This window comes from Amycolatopsis vastitatis, from assembly GCF_002234595.1.
GTDB classification, from domain to species: Bacteria; Actinomycetota; Actinomycetes; order Mycobacteriales; family Pseudonocardiaceae; genus Amycolatopsis; species Amycolatopsis vastitatis.
This window is the reverse complement of the sequence record NZ_NMUL01000013.1, coordinates 26,544-43,789: the sequence shown is the minus strand read 5'-3', so window position 1 is coordinate 43,789 and position 17,246 is coordinate 26,544. Positions and strand designations below refer to the sequence as shown.

The following is a 17,246-nucleotide window of genomic DNA, read 5'->3' as shown; positions in this document are numbered from 1 at the left end:
CGTGCGTGTGTGAGCGCTCAGCGTAGCGATCAGGCGGTGCCGATCCGGTCGAGATCGGCGAGCACGTCGCCGGGCAGTTCGAGGTCGGCGGCGGCGAGGTTTTCGCGCAGGTGCTCCGGCGACGACGTGCCGGGGATGAGCAGCATCGACGGCGACCGCCGCGGCAGCCAGGCCGGCGCCACCTGCATCGGGGTGGCGCCGGCCCGGGCGGCGCAGTCGTCGAGCAGCCCGGACTGCGGCGGGCTGAACCCGCCGAGCGCGTCGACGCCGAGGTTCCGCAGGTCGTCGTGCACGGCCCGGGTGAGGTCCTCGGCCGACAGGGCGGCCGGCCAGCCCTTGTCCGCGCTGCGCCGCGCCCCGACCTTCGTCACGATGACGAGCGATTCGGGGTAGGGGCGGAGGGCCTCCTTGATGAGGGTGTTCACGGTGTGGGGGCCGAAGTAGTTACTGGTGTCGAGGTGGGTGACGCCGCGTTCGACGGCCTCCCGCAGCACGGCGACGGCGGTGTCGTGGTCCCGCGGCGGTCCCCACACCCCGGGGCCGGTCAGTTGCATGGTGCCGTAACCCATGCGGGTCACCGGCAGGTCGCCGCCGAGGGTGAAGGTGCCGCCGGGATTCGCCACGCCGCTCCTTGGTTCCGGGTGCCCTTGCGGAAAGTCCGGGCGCGATCGCCGCCCCCGTTTTGTCGGTGCTCACCGATAGCATGGAAAACGGGGCTGCTCACGTCGGTCGGCCCGGATTTCCCTTGTGCCGCAACATAAATCGGGGGCTCGAAGTTCTTCGGTGGATTCACCTGATTCAGCGATGATGTTCGAACGCGTGTTCGGTAACGTCGTTGGTGTGACTACGACGAATCGCTGGAACGCAACCGAAACCGTGCTGTGGGTGGCCCGCCGGGCGGTCCTTTTCTTACGCCGCGACGGCTCACGGATTCTCCATGAGCCGGGCCAGGCGGTCCCAGGCCGGCGAAGACGCTCCGGGCAAGGATTCCGCGGCCAGCCGCGCGATCGCGGGGTTGCCCGCTGCGCCGGGTCCGGGCCGCTCGGCGAACCAGTTCCGCGTGCGTTCCGCGAGCGCGGGAAGCCGCGGATCGTCCGGCGACCAGTCGTAGGCGGCGTCGTGGTCGAGGCACAGGGCGCGGAACTCCGGATCGGCCAGGAGCTCCCGTTTTTCGGCGACCCACGCCGCGGCGTCCTCGGGCGAAGCCGTCTGCATCAGGATCCAGCCGTCGCGCTCCAGGCGGAGTTGACGCTCGCTGACACCGAGCTCGCGCAGCTCGTCGAGGTAGCCGGCGACTTCCGGCGAGACGAAAAGCCGGTCGCCGCCGCGCAGCTGGGCGAGCTGGCCGCGGGTCCGCCGCAGCTGCGCGATGCGCTCGCGGAGATCGTCGTCGATTTCGGCGATGGCCCCCGCGAGCGTGTCCTCGTCGGCGTCGAGCAGGTCCTTGATGCGGGCCAGCGGCACGCCCGCGGCGGCCAGGGTCCTGATCTTGACCAGGTCGATGGCGTGCTGGGCGGTGTAGCGCCGGTAGCCGGACGAATCGCGGCCGGGCTCAGCCAGGAGGCCGCGCTCGTGGTAGTGCCGCACGGCCTTGACGGTCACGCCGGCGTAGTCCGCGAGCCGGCCGATCGTGATCATGCGGGCATCGTTCCACGTGGCCGGGGAAACCGGTCAGGCTCGCCGGGTCAGGCGCCCACCGCCGTTGCGGAAGCGCGCCCGGCCGTCGCGGACGTCGTGGTAGGAGACCAGCAGGAGACGCAGGTATCCGTCGAACATCTCCGGCGGGTACCCGGCCGGCGCGAAGAGGCCGGGGCGGATCGGCACGTAGCGCTGCGGCGGAGCGGAGGTTGTGCCGCCGGCGAACGCGGTGAAGATCCGTTCCTGCGACTCGTCCGCCGGTTCGTAGGTGGTCCGCTCCTCGAGCCGGCCGTCGACGACGCTGACGTCGATGCGGAGCTGGCCGGAGCGGTAGGTGCCCGCGTACGGGGCGAGGTCGACGTCCGGCTCCGGTTCGGTCAGCACGGCGGGGATCGTCACGCCGAGGTGCTCGCTCAGGAGCATCCGCAGGATCCGGTCGTGCAGCACGATCGCCCCCGGGGTGTTGCCGAAGGCGGTGAAGACCAGGTCGTGCTCCGGGACGACGCACAGGATGGACACGCCGCCGGGCGACGCGCCGGACATGGCCAGCACGGTCGTGTCGCCGAACGGGTAGCGGACCCAGCCCAGGCCCATCGGCGGGACGTTCGGGGTGGCCATGTCGTGCGAGACCCGCTGCATCAGCGCGGTCGATTCGGCCGACAGGACGCGGGCGCCGGACGGCGACACCCCGCCCGCGAGGTGAATGCGCCCGAAGGCGAGCAGGTCGGCGACGGTGCCGATCGGCGTGCCCCCAGCGGGCCCCCAGGTGTCGGGCAGCATGAACATGCCCGTGGGCCGGGGTGTCATGGTGGCGGGGTCCGGGAAGTGGCCGATCGCGGTACTGCGCAGGATGGCCTGGGCGGCCGAGGTGCTCGCGTCCGCCATGCCGGCGGGCGCGTAGACGTCGCGTTCGAGCAGCTCCGGGAAGGACAGCCCGGTCACCACTTCCAGCACGCGGCCCGCGACGATCATGCCGCCGTTGGAGTAGCTGAGCTGCTCGCCGGGCTCGAAAAGCGTGCCGCAGCTGCTCGCGAGGCCTTCGACGTAGGTCTTGAGGGCGTCCCGGCCCCGCGCGTCGGGGAAGTAGAGGTCCGCGTCGATGCCGTTGGTGTGCGAGATCAGGTGCCGGACGAGGATGCCGTCCGCGGCGCCGGGCGTGGTGAGGGCGAATTCCGGCAGGTATTTCGACACCGGCGCGTCGAGGTCCAGGTTCCCGCGCTCGGCCTGCTGGAGGACCAGCGTGGTGGTCAAAACCTTGGTCACCGAGCCGAAGAGGAAGCCGGTGTCATCGCGCATCGGAGCGCCGGTGGCGACGTTCGCGGTGCCGTGGGCGACGACGATCTGTTCGCCGGCTTGGTGGACGCCGGCGACGAAGCCGGGAATGTGGTCGGCCGCGCAGGCGTCGGCGGCCAGGTCGCGGATCCGGGCTTCGGCGGTGTGCAGTGCGTTCTCGGTCATGGGAACCATCGTCGAACCTTGACGCAGGGGCAGGGTCAAGCCCGCTTTCCGGAAAGCTCAGCAGAGGCCCTTGCCCCGCAGCACCCGCGTGACCGATTCCTGCACCCGCGCCTTCGGCAGTTCTCCCGACGCCACCGCCTTGACCAACCGGTCCAGCACCTCGTCGACCCGTCCCCCGGAGGACCACAACGCCTGATCCGCGCCCGCCTGAAGGGCCTTCAGCACCGCCTCCGGCAACGGATACTGCGCGGTGATCGCCTTCATCGCCCCGAGATCGTCGGTGACCACCGGGCCGGTGAACCCGAATTCGCCGCGCAGCAACTGGTACGCGGCCGGCGAAACGGAAGCCGGGACCCCGGCCGTCAGATCCGGCACGTCGAGGTGGCCGATCATCACGGCGACCGGGCCGTAGTCGGCCAAGTCGCGGTAGGGCACCAGATCGACCGCCCGAAGCCGGTCGAGCGGTGGCGTGACCACCGTGCCCTTGTGCGAGTCGCCCGAGCCGTGGCCGTGGCCCGGGAAGTGCTTCAGCACGGGCTGGACACCCGCCTCGCGCAGGCCCGCCGCGAACGCCGTCGCGTACGTCTTCACCCGGGCCGGGTCCGGGCTGAACGACCGGTCGCCGATCACGTCGCCGTCCGGCGCGTCCGTGACGTCGGTGTCCGGGGCGAAGTCCACGGTCACCCCGCGGGCGCGCAGCTGACGACCGCGTTCGGTGGCCAGCGCGCGGACTTCCGCCGGGGACTTCGTCGCGGCCATCGTCCGGGCCGACGGCAGGTTGCCGTCGAGGTCGTCGATGCGCTGGACGCGGCCGCCCTCCTCGTCGACCGCCACCGCCACCGGCACCCGGGCCACGGCCTGGACCGCCGCCAGGGAACGATCTTTCAACAACGCTGTTGCGTTACCGCCGATGAAGATCCCGCCGACCTGGTGGTCGCGAACCAGCGAGACCGTGGCGGCGGGGTTGTCGCCGGACACTCCCACGACGACCAGTTGCGCGACCTGCGCGGGGACGTCGAGACTGGCCGCCAGCGACGCACAGTCACCTGGCCGCGCCAGCCGCGACGTGGGTACCGACGGCCGCGAGGGAACGGGAACCACCGGCGACGAAGGCACCGAGGCCAAGGGCCCTGACGTCAAGGGCACTGCCAGCCCGGAGATGGTTTGCGAGGGCAGGTTCGCGACCAGCAGAAAGCCGGCTGCGAGGCCCAATGCCGCCCCGAAGGCGGCAAGACGTCGGTGGTTCATCGGTCCCTTCACTCGTCGGCATGTCCCCCGACGGTAGTCGACGCCCCGACTGCACGGCGTGAAGAAGGGCAGTAGCTCCGTTAGAGAATTCGTGAAGGCGACCTCAGCAGACTGGAGCGAGTCAGGAAATGGTGTGAAGGGGAGGCTCGATGGACCAGGTGCGAGTGGCGGCGTGGGCGTCCGATCCGATCGCGTTGACCGGGCTGACCAAGCACCTGAAGTCCCGGCCGGAGCTGCTGGTCCTGCCTCGCGCCCGTCGCGGCGAGGCCGCTGTGCTCGTGTTCGCCGTCGGGCAGGTCGACCGGGAGGCCGTCGCCGCGCTGCGGGCCGCGGCCGCCGAGTCGCCCGCCGCGATCGTGCTGGTCGCCGGGCGCGTCGACCCGTCGCACCTGGAGCTGCTCGCCGACTGCCACGTCTCGGCCGTGCTGCCGCGGACCGCGCTCGACCGGCTCACCGAAAGCGTGCTCGCCGCCGCGCGCGGACGCTCGGCGTCGCTGCGCGAGCAGGTCGAGGCCCTCGCCAACGAGGGCGCCGGGGCGGCGCTGACGCCGCGCGAGGTGGATGTGCTTCGCCTGATGGCCGAAGGCTGGGACACTGCCGAGATCGCGGGCAAGCTCTGCTACTCGGAGCGGACCGTGAAGAACGTCATCTACGCCATGACCAACCGGCTCAACCTGCGCAACCGGCCGCACGCGGTCGCTTACGCCGTGCGGGCCGGTGTGATCTGAGGAAGCCTGTTGCGCACGATCGTCCGCCGGACCGCCATCGCGGTCGCCGCGTTGATCCCGCTCGCCGCCTGCAGCCCGGGTGACACCAGCCCTGATGACGCCGGGAAGACGAAGCTCACCATCGCCACCTTCGGGGAGTTCGGCTACGCGCCCCTGATCGCCGAGTACGAGAAGCTGCACCCGGACATCACGGTGCAGAACCGCGTCACCGACTTCGACACCCACCACAAGGGCCTCGCGACGCAGCTCGCCACCGGGCACGGCGCCGCCGACGTCGTCGCGATCGAAGAGCAGTACATCCCGCAGTACCGGAAGGCGAAGGACAAGTTCGCCGACCTCGCCTCGTTCGGCGCCCGCGACCTGGAACACCAGTGGGTGCCGTGGAAGTGGGCGCAGGGCACCGACGGCGCCTTCGTGCTGGGCCTCGGCACCGACATGGGCAGCCTGGCGCTCTGCTACCGGCGTGACCTGTTCCAGGCCGCGGGCCTGCCGGCCGACCGCCAAGAGGTCGCGAAGCTGATGCCCGACTGGGAGGCCTACGCCGCCACCGCCGAACGGTTCACGGCCAAGACGCCGGGCGTGAAGTTCGCCGATTCCGCCGGGACCGTCTACACGGCGATGCTGAACCAGTCGCCGGAGAACTACTTCTCCGCGAAGGACGACTCCTTCATCGCCGACCGCAACCCGAGCGTGCGCGCCGCCTTCTTCCTCTCCGGCGGCATCGCCGCGAAGGGGCAGACGGCGGCGGCGACCACCTTCACCCAGGCGTGGAACGTGGCGATCAAACAGGGCTCGTTCGCCACCGTCGCCTGCCCCGCGTGGATGCTCAGCCAGATCAAGGAAGCCGGCGGTGACGCCAACCGCGGCAAGTGGGACGTCACGACCGTCCCCGGCAAGAGCGGCAACCAGGGCGGCTCGTTCCTGACCGTGCCGAAGCAGGGCAGCCACCAGAAGGAGGCGTACGAGCTCGCCCGCTGGCTGACCGCGCCGGAGCAGCAGAAAAAGCTCTTCCTCTCCGAGGGCATCCTGCCCAGCGAACCGTCCGTCTACCAGGATCCGCAGGTCGTCGCGCACGCCGACCCGTACTTCGGCGACGCACCGATCGGCCGGATCTTCGCGGCCTCGGCCGACCAGCTGCGCCCGAACTACCGCGGCCTGCGCGACGCCGACGTCCGGCCGGAGTTCGGCCGCGCTCTCGGGCGGGTCGAGGACCGGACCGAGGGCGTCGACCAGGCCTGGGCGGAAGCCGTCCAGCAGGCCCAAGCGGCTTTGAAGTAGCCGCGCGTGCAGCACCGGCTCGCCCGTTTCGACCGCAAGGTCACGCCGTTGCTGCTCGTCGCGCCCTTCTTCGCCCTGTTCGTCGTCTTCGGCGCGTTCCCGCTGCTCTACACGGCGTGGGTTTCCCTCCGCGACTGGAACCTGCTCGAAGGTGACCAGGGTGCCGTCGGCCTCGCCAACTACGGCGACCTGCTCACCGATCCGCGGTTCTACAACGCACTCGCCAACACCGTCGGCATCTTCCTGCTCGCCGCGGTCCCGGAGTTCCTGCTGGCGCTGGGCATCGCGGCGCTGCTGGACCGGCCGCTGCGCGCCGCGACCTGGTGGCGCACCGGGGTCCTGCTGCCGAACGTCGTTTCCGTCGTCGCGATCGGGCTGGTGTTCGGGCAGCTGTTCAGCCGCGACTACGGCGTCGTCAACGAGGTGCTCGGCTGGATCGGCGTGGCGCCGGTCAACTGGCAGGCGACGACGTGGTCGTCGCACGTCGCCGTCGCGAGCATGGTGCTCTGGCGCTGGACCGGCTACAACGCCCTGATCTACCTGGCCGCGATGCAGGCCGTCCCCGGCGACCTGTACGAGACCGCCGAACTCGACGGTGCCTCGCGGTGGCGGACGTTCTGGTCGATCACCGTGCCGGGCATCCGGCCCGCGCTGGCCTTCACGGCCATCGCCGGCACGGTCAACGGCCTCCAGCTGTTCGCCGAGCCGCAGCTGTTCGACGCCGGTGGTTCGGGCGGGACCGGCGGCAACGACCGCCAGTTCCAGACGCTGGTCATGTACCTGTACGAGCGAGGCTTCACGCACTTCGACGCCGGTTACGCGGCCGCGCTGACCTGGGTGATGTTCGTGATCTGCGCGGTGTTCGCGCTGGTCAACTACCGGCTGGTGCGCCGGTTCGTGAGGTCGGCGTGACGGCGCGGCGCCGGCCGGGCGGCTGGGTGTACGCCGTGCTGACCGGGGTGCTCGGCGCGTCCGTGTTCCCGCTGTACTGGTCGTTCGTCGTGGCCACCCGCGACAACGCGGCGATCGGCGAGACGTCGCCGGTGCTGCTGCCGGGCGGGCACCTGGCCGAGAACGTGCGGCGCGTTTTCGACACCGTCGACTTCTGGCTGGCCATCGGGAACTCGCTGATCGTCGCGGGCACCGTCATGGTGGCCAACGTCGTGCTGGCCAGCCTCGCCGGGTTCGCCTTCGCGCGGCTCGAGTTCCGTGGCCGCGACACGCTGTTCCTGCTGGTCGTCGGCTCGGCGATGGTGCCGGCGCAGCTGGGCGTCATCCCGCTGTACCTCGTCGTCGGCGACCTCGGCTGGTACGGGCGGCTGGAAGCGGTGATCGTGCCGGCGCTGGTCAGCGCGTTCAGCGTGTTCTGGATGCGCCAGGCGTGCGAAAACGCGATCAGCGCCGACCTCGTCGACGCGGCGACCGTGGACGGCTGCTCGATCCTGCGCACCTATTGGCACGTGGCCGTGCCCGCGCTCCGCGCGCCGGCCGCGGTGCTCGCCATGCTGACCTTCATGGCCACCTGGAACGACTACTTCTGGCCCCTGGTGGTCCTCGACCCCAACGAGACGCCGACTGTGCAGGTCGCCCTGTCGCAGCTGGCCAGCGGCTACTACACCGACTACGCGCTCATGCTCACCGGCGCGACGGTCGGCGTCCTGCCCGTCATCGCGCTGTTCCTGCTGCTGGGCCGCCACATCGTGCGGGGAATCCCGAAAGGGGCACCGGTATGACCTTCCCGGCGGGTTTCCTGTGGGGCGCGGCGACCGCGTCCTACCAGGTCGAGGGCGGTGTCGCCGAAGGCGGCCGCGGACCGTCCATCTGGGACACTTTCGCGGCGGCCGACGGCAAGGTGCTCGGCGGCGCGACCGGCGACGTCGCCTGCGACCACTACCACCGCTACCCCGAGGACATCGGCCTGCTGGCCGGCCTGGGCCTGAACGCCTACCGGTTCTCGGTCGCGTGGCCGCGGGTGATGCCGGACGGCCGCACGACGTCCGCGGCCGGGCTCGCCTTCTACGACCGGCTGGTCGACGAGCTGCTGCGCCGCGACGTCGTGCCGGTCCTGACGCTCTACCACTGGGACCTGCCACAGGCCCTGGAAGACGAGGGCGGCTGGCCGGAGCGCGACACGGCGGCGCGGTTCGCCGACTACGCCGCGGTCGTGCACGACGCGCTCGGCGACCGCGTGAACCACTGGACGACGGTCAACGAGCCGTTCTGCGCGGCCTTCCTCGGCTACGGCACCGGCGCGCACGCCCCCGGCATCGCCGACCCCGACACCGCGCTGGTCGCGGCCCACCACCTGCTGCTGGGACACGGCCTGGCCATGCGCGCGCTCACCGGGCAGGCGCGGCCGGGTCACGAGTTCTCGCTGGCGTTGAACTTCGCCCCGGCGATCCCGGACGGTTCCTCGCCGGCGCACGCCGAGGCGGCGCGGAAGTTCGACGGCATCCACAACCGGTTCTTCCTGGACCCGGTGCTGGGCAAGGGTTACCCGGCCGACGTGTGGGCGGACGTCGAGCACCACGGCGGCCGGTTCGCGGCCTCGGTGCGTGACGGCGACACGGACGTCATCGCCGCGCCGATCGACTGGCTGGGCGTGAACTACTACGCGCCCGCCCGCGTCACCCCGCTCGCCGACCCGCTGGCGCCGGGCAACTGCCCGCTGCCGGGGCTGCGCGGGTTGGACGTCCTCCCGGCACCCGGCCCGCTGACGGCGTTCGGCTGGGAACAGGCACCCGCGGTGCTCACCGATCTGCTGACGTGGATTTCCGCCCGATCCGGCGGGTTGCCGCTGGTGGTGGCCGAAAACGGAGCGTCCTTTGTGGACAAGGTCGTCGACGGCCGGGTGTTCGACGCGGCGCGGGTGAACTACTTCATGGAGCACCTGCGGGCGGTCCACGACGCGATCCGCGACGGCGCCGACGTCCGCGGGTACTTCGCCTGGTCGCTGCTGGACAACTTCGAGTGGGCGATGGGCTACACGCAACGGTTCGGCCTGGTGCACGTCGACTTCGAGACGCAACAGCGGACGGTCAAGGAATCCGGCCGCTTCCTCGGCCGCGTCGCCAAGGCCAACGCGCTAAGCGCGCCGGCGGACGGCGTCGGCGACGCCCGAGCGTGACGGCGTCTCCAGCTTGCCCAGCAGCCGGGCGACGTGGGCCTGGACCGTCCGCCGGGGCAGGGACAGCTCGGCCGCGATGTCCGGGTTGGACCGGCCCTCGGCGACCAGGCTCGCGATGCGGACCTCGATCGGCGTCAGCGAGTCCCAGCCGTGCCCGGGCCGGATCGCCGTGAACAGCGCACCGCGGCGGACGCCAAGTCTGCGCAGCCGGGTTTCCGCGCGCCGCAGATCCCAGCGCGCCGCCAAGGCCGTGTACAGCTCGGCGGCCTCTTCGAACGCCGCGTGTGCCGCGTCGAGGCGTCCCGCGCGAGCCAGCAGCACCGCCGCGTCCTCCAGCGCCGAGGCCAGTTCGGGGCGGCGGCCGACCGCGCGGAAGTGCTCGGCCGTCGCGAGCACCGGTGCCGGGTCCTCGTCGATCAGGCCGCGGCACCACGACGCCGCCGCGTGCGCCCGCGCCGGACGCCGTTCCTTCGCCGCTTCTTCCTCGCACACCGCCAAAGCCCGCCGGGCGCGGACGACGTCGTCCTGCTCCATCGCCAGCCGCACGAACGCCGGCAGCCACTGGTGCCGCAGCATCATCTGCGCGTACGTCGGGTTCAGGATCGGCTCGAGGACGGCCATCGCCCGGACGCGGTCGCCGCGCTGCTCCGCCGCCAGGGCGTCGGCGACCAGCAGGAAGTCGAAGCTCTCGCGTTCGGCGCCGGTCGCCGGGGCGTACTCCTCCGCCGCGTCGAGGTGGGCCGCGGCCTGGGCCCGGTCGTCCCGGCGGCCCGCGATCAGCGCCGCGACGCCGTGCAGCAGCAGAGCCGCCGGGCCGGGCTCGCGCAGGCCGTAGAAGGTGATCGCCGGGCCGTCCTCGATGACCGTGTCCAGTTCGACCAGCGCCTCGTCCCAGCGGCCTTCCCAGTACCGGTGCACCGCGGCGGACACCTGCAGCCCGACCGGCAGCGCGTGCCGTGCCGCGACTTCGCCCGCCGCGCACAGCGTGTCACCCGCTTCGGCCAGGCGGTCGAGGTTCTGCAGCGTGAACACGCGGTTGTCGAGCAGGTCGAGGTGCAGGTCGGCCAGTTCGTGCTCGTCGCCGACCGCTTCGATCGCGGCGTCGACGTGGGTGAGCGCGCGGTCGTGCTCCCGGCGCACCGAATCGACCAGCCACAACGACTGCAGCGCGTGCGCGGTCAGGTACCGGTCACCGCCGGCGAGCGCCTTCGTCTCGTGCGCCGTCTTCTCCGCACTGTCCAAATCGGACAGGTCGCCGCGGCGGAAGTTCGCCAGCAGCTGCCGGTGCTTGACCCGCCAGAGCTCCGGGACGGCCGGGTCGTCGACGGACGCGGCGAGGGTCGCGACCGCGCCTCCGGTGTCGCCTCGGCGGTGCTGCAGCGCCGCGAGGATGTGCCGCATCTCCTCGACGGCGTCCGGCTCGGTGGCGACGTCGAAGGCCTGCCGCGCCAGGGTTTCCGGGCCGCGTTCCAGCCGGAACAGCACCTTGACCAGCGCCACGAGCAGCGTCTCCCGGCGCGGGTCGGTGCCGTCACACGCGGCCAGGGCCCGTTCCAGCAGCTCGACGGCGATCAGCGGCGCCCGGTGCGACACGGCCGCGTGGTGCCCGGCGACCCAGTCCAGCACCCATTCGTCCGCCGTGGCCGGTGCCGCCGCCAGCTGCTCGGCGACGCGCTTGACCGGGGCGCCGATCCCGGCGAGCGCCTCGGCCGCCTGCCGGTGCAGGGCGGCCCGCGTCCCGGCCAGCAACCGGTCGTAGAGCGCCTGGCGCAGCAGGGGGTGGCGGAACGCCAGCTGCGTCCCGGTGTCGATGAGCACGTTCGCCGCGACGGCTTCTTCCAGCGGCTCCAGCAGGTCCGACGGCCGGGTGCCGAGCACCGCGGCGATGTCACCGACGGCGAACTCCATGCCCAGCAGCGCCCCCCAGCGCAGCACTTCCTGCGTCGGCGCCGTCAGGAAGTCCAGCCGCCGGTCGACCGCGGCGACCAGCGACCGCGGCGCCTCGAACTCCGCCGAGTCGTCGACGTCGGCCTCGCCGCCGCTCACCTCGACCGCACCGGCGCGCAGCAGGACGTCGACCATCTCCCTGACGTACAACGGGTTTCCCGCACCGCGGGCGGCCAGCTCGCGCAGTCCCGGCCCGGGCGGCGCCCCGATCTGGTCCTCGATCAGCCTGCCGACGTCCTCCCCGGTCAGCGGCCCGAGGTCGAGGACGACCCCGTCCCGCGCCTGGACGCCGCGCCGCAGCTGGGCGAGCTCGGCGCGGCCGGGTGCCGGGCGGGTCGCGGCCACCAGCAGCAGCGGCAGCTGCCGGGTTGCCGCGCAGAGCCGGTGCCACACCAGCACGGACGCCTCGTCCGCCCACTGCAGGTCGTCGATCACGAGCACCTGCGGGCAGCGCGCGCACAGCTCGTCGACCAGGGCCAGCAGCCGGTCGACGGCGCCGAGCACCGGGTCGGCCGGGCCCCAGCCACGCCGCACCGGGCCCTCGCCCGCGAGCTCCTTCGCCAGCCGCGCGCGCCGCGGGTCGGCCGAATGGACGTCGATCGCCAGGCACTCCAGCACCACCTGCAGCGGGAACCGGGTGCTCAGCTCGTCGGCGGCCACCCAGTGCCGCTCGAAACCGGGGCCGTCCGGCAACGAGCTGGTGAGCAGCTCGGACTTGCCGATCCCGGCTTCGCCTTCGATCCAGACGGCCCGGCCGCGGCCGGCGCGGACGTCGGCGACCAGTTCGGCGAGCTTCGCCGTTTCGGCTTCCCGGCCGTAAAGCCGGTGCCCGGTGACCACGACCGGCGCCGCGGGCGCGTCGAGGGCCGGGTCCTGGGCGAGGATCTGCCGCTGGATCCGCTGCAGTGCCGGGCCGGGCTCCACGCCGAGCTCCGCGACGAGCGTGGCGCGGGCGTCGCGGAAGACGTCGAGGGCGTCAGCGGGACGTCCGCTGCGGTACAGGGCGAGCATGAGCGACTCGCGCAGCGACTCCCGCAGCGGGTGCTCGCCGGCCAGCACCGCCAGTTCCGGCGCCAGATCGAGGTGCCCGCCCAGGGCCAGCACGGCTTCGGCACGCCGTTCGAGGGTGTCCAGCCGCAGCTCGGCGAGGTGTTCGCGGTGCCGCTCGGCGAACCCGCCCGGCACTCCGGAAAGCGCTTCGCCCTGCCAGAGCGCGAGAGCGGCGTCCAGCTCGGTCACCGCCGCCCGCGGGTCACCCTGCTCGAGGTGCCGCCGCGCCCGCTCACGGTGCCGCTCGAACACGGCCGCGTCGAGCGCGTCTTCGCCGAGCAGCAGCGAATATCCCGCCGGGTCCGAGACCAGGACGCTGGCCGCCGACCAGCGCGACCGGTCCGGTTCGAGGGCCCGGCGCAGCCCGGAGACGTAGGTGTGGACGCTGCCCTCGACGCTCGCGGGCGCCGAGTCGCCCCACACGCCGTCGATCAGCTCGGCACGGGGAACCGGGCGGCCGGCGTTGACCGCGAGCACCGCGAAGATCGCGCGCTGGCGGGCAGGGCCGAGGCCGATTTCGGCTGCCCCGCGCCAGGCCCGCAGCGGGCCGAGCACGCCCACCCGCAGGCCGGTGTCCGCATCCCCTCGCATGTCGTTGCCGTCCCCTCTGGGACACCAGCCCCAGACCCCGTTCCCCCAGGGACATCTCGGTACCGACTACTCCGGTGACCTTAGTGACGTGGCAACCCCTCCCGAGGTTGCGCGGCCGGCCGACGTCATGAACGACTCGTTCATGACGTCCGACGACAGGAAAGAGTCGTTCATGACGTTCGCCGCCTCGCCGAGCGCGCTCATTCCCGGGCAGCGGCGCGGGGGCGCGCGGGGATCGCCCGCCGGATGCCGAACGGCCGCATCCGGGCCTCCGCGCGCCGGACGTCCCAGACCGCGCCGATGCCGGTGTAGGCGATCATCGCGCCGCGGAACGCCGTCCGGGCGTCGTCGAGCCGGCCCGCTTCGGCCAGCAGGATCGCCGCGTCCTCCGTCGCCTTGGCCTGCTTGAGGAGCCGCCCGGCGGCGCGGTAGTGCCCGGCCGCGGTGAGGACCGGCTCGGGATCGCCGGTGACCAGGCCGCGGCAGTGCGCGGCCGCCGCGGCGTGCGCGGGCGGGCCGTCACCCTCGGGTTCGAGCAGGCGCAGCGCCTGGTGGGCACGCTGGTGGTCGTCGAGCCGTCCGGCGATCCGGACCAGGTCGGGCAGCCACTGGTGCCGTGCGGCGGGCGGGTAGTCGTCCTCCAGCAGCGGCAGGAGCGCGGCCAGCGCCGCTTCGGGCCTGTCTTCCTGCTCGGCCAGCAACGCCCGCGCCGCGAGCAGGAAGTCGCCGCCGTCGGGCTCGAGCCCCGCTGGCCACTGCTGCCGGTCGGCCGCGTCGAGGTGCGTCCTGGCCAGGGCCGGTTCGCCGCGGTGCCCCGCGATCAACGCCCCGACGCCGTGCACCAGCAGGGCCGAGCCGGGGCTGCGCAGGACGTAGGACGCGGTTTCCGCGCCGTCGCGGATCACCGCGTCCAGCTCGGCCAGCGCCTCGGGCCAGCGGCCCAGCCAGTAGTAGTGCACCGCGCCGGCCAGGTGCATCTCGCCCGGCACCGCGCGCGTCGCGGCGATGCGGCGGGCGGCGTCGAGCGGCTCGGCGGCCTCGTCGAGGCTGTCGAGGTTCGGGACGGACAGCGCCGCGTCGTCCAGCGGGTGCAGCCCGGCCGGCGCCAGGACCGTGTCCTCGCCGAGCCGTTCCAGCGTGGCCAGCAGTGCCTCGTGCCGCCCCCGCCACATCTCCGGGACGTCGGCGTCGTCGAGGGTGCGTTTCAGCTCCGCGGTCGCCTCGGAGAAGTCGCCGCGGCGGTAGTAGACGTAGGCCAGGATCCAGCGCATCTCGGCCGCGCGCCTGCTGTCGGACGTCCGCGCGACGACCGAACGCGCCTCCGCCTCGGGCTCCCGGCCGAGCCAGAACAGCAGCCGGGCCAGGGTCGCGGTCAGCGTCTCCCGCGCGTCCGGCGGCAGGGTGCCCTGCGTGACGGCGTGGCGCAGCAGGTCGACCGCGACGCGCGGGGTCCCGGTGGCGACCGCGCCGATGTGCTCCAGCAGCCACGCGGTGACCCACGGGTCGACCTGCGCGGGGGCGGCGGCGAGCTGCTCGGCGACGCGCTCGGCGGGCGCTCCCGCCGCGGCGAAGGCCTCGGCCAGCTGCCGGTGCAGCGCGACCCGCATCGCCGCGGGCGTCTTTTCGTAGAGCACCCGGCGCACCAGCTGGTGCCGGAACGCCAGCCGGTCGCCGGATTCGACGAGCATCCCGGACGTGATCGCCTCGTCGACCGCGCCGACCAGCGCCGTCGGCGGCCGCTCGGTGGCGACGGCGATGTCGGCCAGCGAGAACTCCTGGCCGAGCAGCGCGGCCCAGCGCAGCGTGTCCCGGCTCCCGCTGGAGAGGAAGCTCAGGTAGAGCGTGATCCTCGAGCCCAGCGCCGTCGAGATGGTCTGGCCGCAGTTGCCGTCGAGATCCGCGTGGACGCCGTCGAGCACGATCGACGACTGCGCCAGCAGCGCCTCGAGGATTTCCCGGACGTAGCGCGGGTTCCCGGCCGCGTGGGACACCTGCGTCTGCAGGCCGGGGCCGGGCGGCGCGCCGGCCAGCTCGGTGGCGAGCTCCCGCGCGGCGGCTTCGGTCAGCGGAGGCAGCGAGATCACCGCGATGTCATCGTTGTCAAACTCGGCCCGCAGGTCGTCGAGCGCGGCCGGCCGCGGCACCGGACGGCAGGCGCCGACGAGCAGGAGCGGCAGCTGCCGCGTCTCCCGGCTCAGGTACCGCCAGACGCGCAGCGTCGTGTCGTCGGCCCACTGCAGGTCGTCGACCACGAGCACCAGCGGGGCTTCCGCGCACAGGTCCCGCACCAGGCCGAGCACGCCGTCGACCGGGTCCTCGCCGGGTTGCCCGGCGAGCCGGGTGGCGAGCGCGGCCCGGCGTTCGTCGTCGGCGCCGGGGTGGACGCCCAGCGCGTCGAGCAATGGGCGCAAGGCGAAGCGCTGGTCCAGCGCGTCCGCGGCGGCGAAGGCGGGCTTCAGGTCTTGGGTCATGGCAAGCACTTCGGCCAGCAGCGCCGTGCGGCCGCTGCCCGGCTCGCCCTCGAGCCACACCGACCGGCCGGCTCCCGCTTCGAGACCGGCGACGGCGTCGCGCAGCCGGGCGAGCTCGGCTTCCCGGCCGACGAAGATCTCCGCCCGCTCCGGCAGCGCCGCGGCCGGGACCCGCGCGGGACGCGGGAACCGCGGCGGTTCCGGTGCCGGGGCGGGTTCTTCCCGCAGTTTGTCGTACAGCCGCCGCAACTGCGGGCCGGGCTCGGTGCCCGACGACTCGACGAGCCGGTCGCGGACGTCGACGTACACCGCGATCGCCTCGATCCGCCTGCCCGACTGGACCAGGGCACGCATGAGCAGCCCCCGCAGCGGTTCACGGAACGGGTGTTCGCGGGTCAGCGCGGTCAGCTCGGCGACGACCTCGGCGTGGCCGCCGGACTCCAGCACGATTTCGGCGCGCCGTTCGATCGTCGCCAGCCGCACTTCGGTGAGCCGCGCGCGCTGGGCGGCGGCGAACGGCCCGGGCAGGCCGGACAGCGGATCCCCGTGCCAGAGCGCCAAAGCCGTGTCGAGGGTTTCGCGGGCGCCGCGGAGGTCACCCGCCGCCTGCTCCCGCTGTGCCTGCTCGCGCAGGCTTTCGAACCGGTGGACGTCGATCGCTTCGGCGTCCAGGCACAGCGAATAGCCGGAGCCGATCGACGCCAGCAGCTGCGGGCCCTCGCCCTTGACTCGACCGGGTTCGAGCGCGCGCCGCAGCCCGGAGACGTAGGTGTAGATGGACCCCTGCGCGCTCTGCGGCGGCGCTTCGCCCCAGACGGCGTCGATCAGCTCCTCGCGCGAAACCGTGCGGTTCGGGTTCATCGCCAGTGCGGCGAGCACCGTCCGCCGGTGCGCGGAGCCGAGATCCAGCTCCGTTTCACCTTGCCAGGCCTTGAGCGGGCCCAGTAGCTGGAGTCTCGGTGCGGAGCCGTCCGCAGCCGACATCGGTCTCCCTTCGTGCGCTGACGAATCGTCACGCGCCGGATGCCTGACGTGAGCATACGCGGGCGCCGTGAACCGGCAGGCAAGGATGGCGGACATTCGGGCAACGGCGGGCGGTGCGGGGTTTCGCGCCGCACCGGCGTGGGTCACCCTGCGGGAGGCTCGAGAGGAGTTCCGCATGGCGACAGCCGCGCAGACCGAAGACATGCAGCGGGCCGCCGCCCGTTTCGCGTACGCCGTCGAAGCGGCCCGCTCCCGGCTTCGCGACGTCAACAGCGAGATGGCGGTGACGCAAGCATCGTGGCGTGGCGAGGCTTCGGTGCGGTTCGGCCAGGCGATGAGCGACTGGGAGCAGGAGTTCGACGTCATCCTCTCGCGGCTGGCGGGGCTGCTGGAGACGACCGGCGGCTCGATGCCGCGGCCGCGGCAGCCGTGACCCGGGACTGCCACCGCGCCGATCTGGTGCTGGACCGGATGGCGGCGATCACGGGGGAGCTGGGCGAGCTGCTCGCCGCGCTGGAGGCGGACGTCGAGCCGGAGCTGGCCGGCTGGACCGGCGAGGCGCGGGAGGAGTACCTGCGCGCCAAGCGCGACTGGGGGCGGGCCGTCGAGCGGATGCCGGAGTGCCTGGAGCGGGCGCGGGAGGCGTTCGGCGAGCTGGCCTATTCCGTCTTCACGGGCGTGAAGACGGAATAGGGAAGGCGTGAAGACCCCCGGTCCACACTGCAA

At 72.8% G+C, this 17,246-nt stretch carries 13 protein-coding genes; 7 read left to right on the top strand and 6 right to left on the bottom strand.

The window, feature by feature from the left end:
* Positions 1-29: 29 nt before the first annotated feature.
* The 4 genes from CF165_RS17140 to CF165_RS17125 all read right to left on the bottom strand — a co-directional run bounded on the left by CF165_RS17140 (position 30) and on the right by CF165_RS17125 (position 4,344).
* The gene (locus CF165_RS17140; protein WP_093948533.1) at positions 30-623 is read right to left on the bottom strand and encodes an aldo/keto reductase; all 594 of its coding nucleotides are present in this window, start codon (positions 621-623) and stop codon (positions 30-32) included.
* 301 nt (positions 624-924) lie between these two features.
* Positions 925-1,638 carry a MerR family transcriptional regulator gene (locus tag CF165_RS17135; protein WP_093948532.1) on the bottom strand — a complete coding sequence of 238 codons (714 nt, stop codon included), beginning with the start codon at positions 1,636-1,638 and terminating at the stop codon, positions 925-927.
* A gap of 33 nt (positions 1,639-1,671) precedes the next feature.
* The gene (locus tag CF165_RS17130) at positions 1,672-3,096 is read right to left on the bottom strand and encodes a serine hydrolase domain-containing protein (RefSeq protein ID WP_205660882.1); all 1,425 of its coding nucleotides are present in this window, start codon (positions 3,094-3,096) and stop codon (positions 1,672-1,674) included.
* Between the two features lie 57 nt (positions 3,097-3,153).
* Positions 3,154-4,344 carry a glycoside hydrolase family 3 N-terminal domain-containing protein gene (locus CF165_RS17125; RefSeq protein ID WP_093948530.1) on the bottom strand — a complete coding sequence of 397 codons (1,191 nt, stop codon included), beginning with the start codon at positions 4,342-4,344 and terminating at the stop codon, positions 3,154-3,156.
* Positions 4,345-4,493: 149 nt separating this feature from the next.
* Here CF165_RS17125 and CF165_RS17120 point away from each other — a divergent pair, with 149 nt between their 5' ends.
* The 5 genes from CF165_RS17120 to CF165_RS17100 are packed head-to-tail and all read left to right on the top strand — an operon-like array spanning position 4,494 to position 9,477.
* Complete coding sequence (locus CF165_RS17120) at positions 4,494-5,072, top strand: helix-turn-helix transcriptional regulator (protein WP_093948529.1); 579 nt, start codon at positions 4,494-4,496, stop codon at positions 5,070-5,072.
* Positions 5,073-5,081: 9 nt separating this feature from the next.
* Entirely contained in the window at positions 5,082-6,350 is a 1,269-nt protein-coding gene (locus CF165_RS17115) for an ABC transporter substrate-binding protein (protein WP_093948528.1), read from the top strand.
* Positions 6,351-6,356: 6 nt separating this feature from the next.
* Positions 6,357-7,262, top strand: a complete 906-nt coding sequence (locus CF165_RS17110) for a carbohydrate ABC transporter permease (protein WP_093948527.1) — start codon at positions 6,357-6,359, stop codon at positions 7,260-7,262.
* Positions 7,259-8,083: a carbohydrate ABC transporter permease gene (locus CF165_RS17105; protein WP_093948526.1), complete on the top strand. Its 825-nt coding sequence runs from the start codon at positions 7,259-7,261 to the stop codon at positions 8,081-8,083. Before CF165_RS17110 ends, CF165_RS17105 begins: the two co-directional genes overlap by 4 nt.
* On the top strand, positions 8,080-9,477 hold the full coding sequence (locus CF165_RS17100; RefSeq protein WP_093948525.1) for a GH1 family beta-glucosidase: 1,398 nt from the start codon (positions 8,080-8,082) through the stop codon (positions 9,475-9,477). Before CF165_RS17105 ends, CF165_RS17100 begins: the two co-directional genes overlap by 4 nt.
* On the opposite strand, the gene CF165_RS17095 is transcribed toward CF165_RS17100, so the two are convergent.
* Complete coding sequence (locus CF165_RS17095; protein WP_240521642.1) at positions 9,436-13,065, bottom strand: BTAD domain-containing putative transcriptional regulator; 3,630 nt, start codon at positions 13,063-13,065, stop codon at positions 9,436-9,438. The genes CF165_RS17100 and CF165_RS17095 overlap by 42 nt on opposite strands.
* A gap of 200 nt (positions 13,066-13,265) precedes the next feature.
* The gene (locus CF165_RS17090) at positions 13,266-16,520 is read right to left on the bottom strand and encodes an ATP-binding protein (RefSeq protein WP_093948523.1); all 3,255 of its coding nucleotides are present in this window, start codon (positions 16,518-16,520) and stop codon (positions 13,266-13,268) included.
* Positions 16,521-16,695: 175 nt separating this feature from the next.
* Between CF165_RS17090 and CF165_RS17085 the strand changes: the two genes are divergently transcribed.
* Positions 16,696-16,953 carry a WXG100 family type VII secretion target gene (locus CF165_RS17085; protein WP_093948522.1) on the top strand — a complete coding sequence of 86 codons (258 nt, stop codon included), beginning with the start codon at positions 16,696-16,698 and terminating at the stop codon, positions 16,951-16,953.
* The gene (locus CF165_RS17080; protein ID WP_093948521.1) at positions 16,950-17,213 is read left to right on the top strand and encodes a WXG100 family type VII secretion target; all 264 of its coding nucleotides are present in this window, start codon (positions 16,950-16,952) and stop codon (positions 17,211-17,213) included. The genes CF165_RS17085 and CF165_RS17080 overlap by 4 nt, the downstream gene beginning before the upstream one ends.
* The last annotated feature ends 33 nt before the right edge of the window (positions 17,214-17,246 follow it).

Coding starts and splice junctions, on each gene's coding strand:
- CF165_RS17090 (WP_093948523.1), bottom strand. CDS start 16,520: ATGTCGGCTGCGGACGGCTCCGCACCGAGACTCCAGCTACTGGGCCCG.
- CF165_RS17120 (WP_093948529.1), top strand. CDS start 4,494: ATGGACCAGGTGCGAGTGGCGGCGTGGGCGTCCGATCCGATCGCGTTG.
- CF165_RS17095 (WP_240521642.1), bottom strand. CDS start 13,065: ATGCGAGGGGATGCGGACACCGGCCTGCGGGTGGGCGTGCTCGGCCCG.
- CF165_RS17085 (WP_093948522.1), top strand. CDS start 16,696: ATGGCGACAGCCGCGCAGACCGAAGACATGCAGCGGGCCGCCGCCCGT.
- CF165_RS17135 (WP_093948532.1), bottom strand. CDS start 1,638: ATGATCACGATCGGCCGGCTCGCGGACTACGCCGGCGTGACCGTCAAG.
- CF165_RS17100 (WP_093948525.1), top strand. CDS start 8,080: ATGACCTTCCCGGCGGGTTTCCTGTGGGGCGCGGCGACCGCGTCCTAC.
- CF165_RS17130 (WP_205660882.1), bottom strand. CDS start 3,096: ATGACCGAGAACGCACTGCACACCGCCGAAGCCCGGATCCGCGACCTG.
- CF165_RS17125 (WP_093948530.1), bottom strand. CDS start 4,344: ATGAACCACCGACGTCTTGCCGCCTTCGGGGCGGCATTGGGCCTCGCA.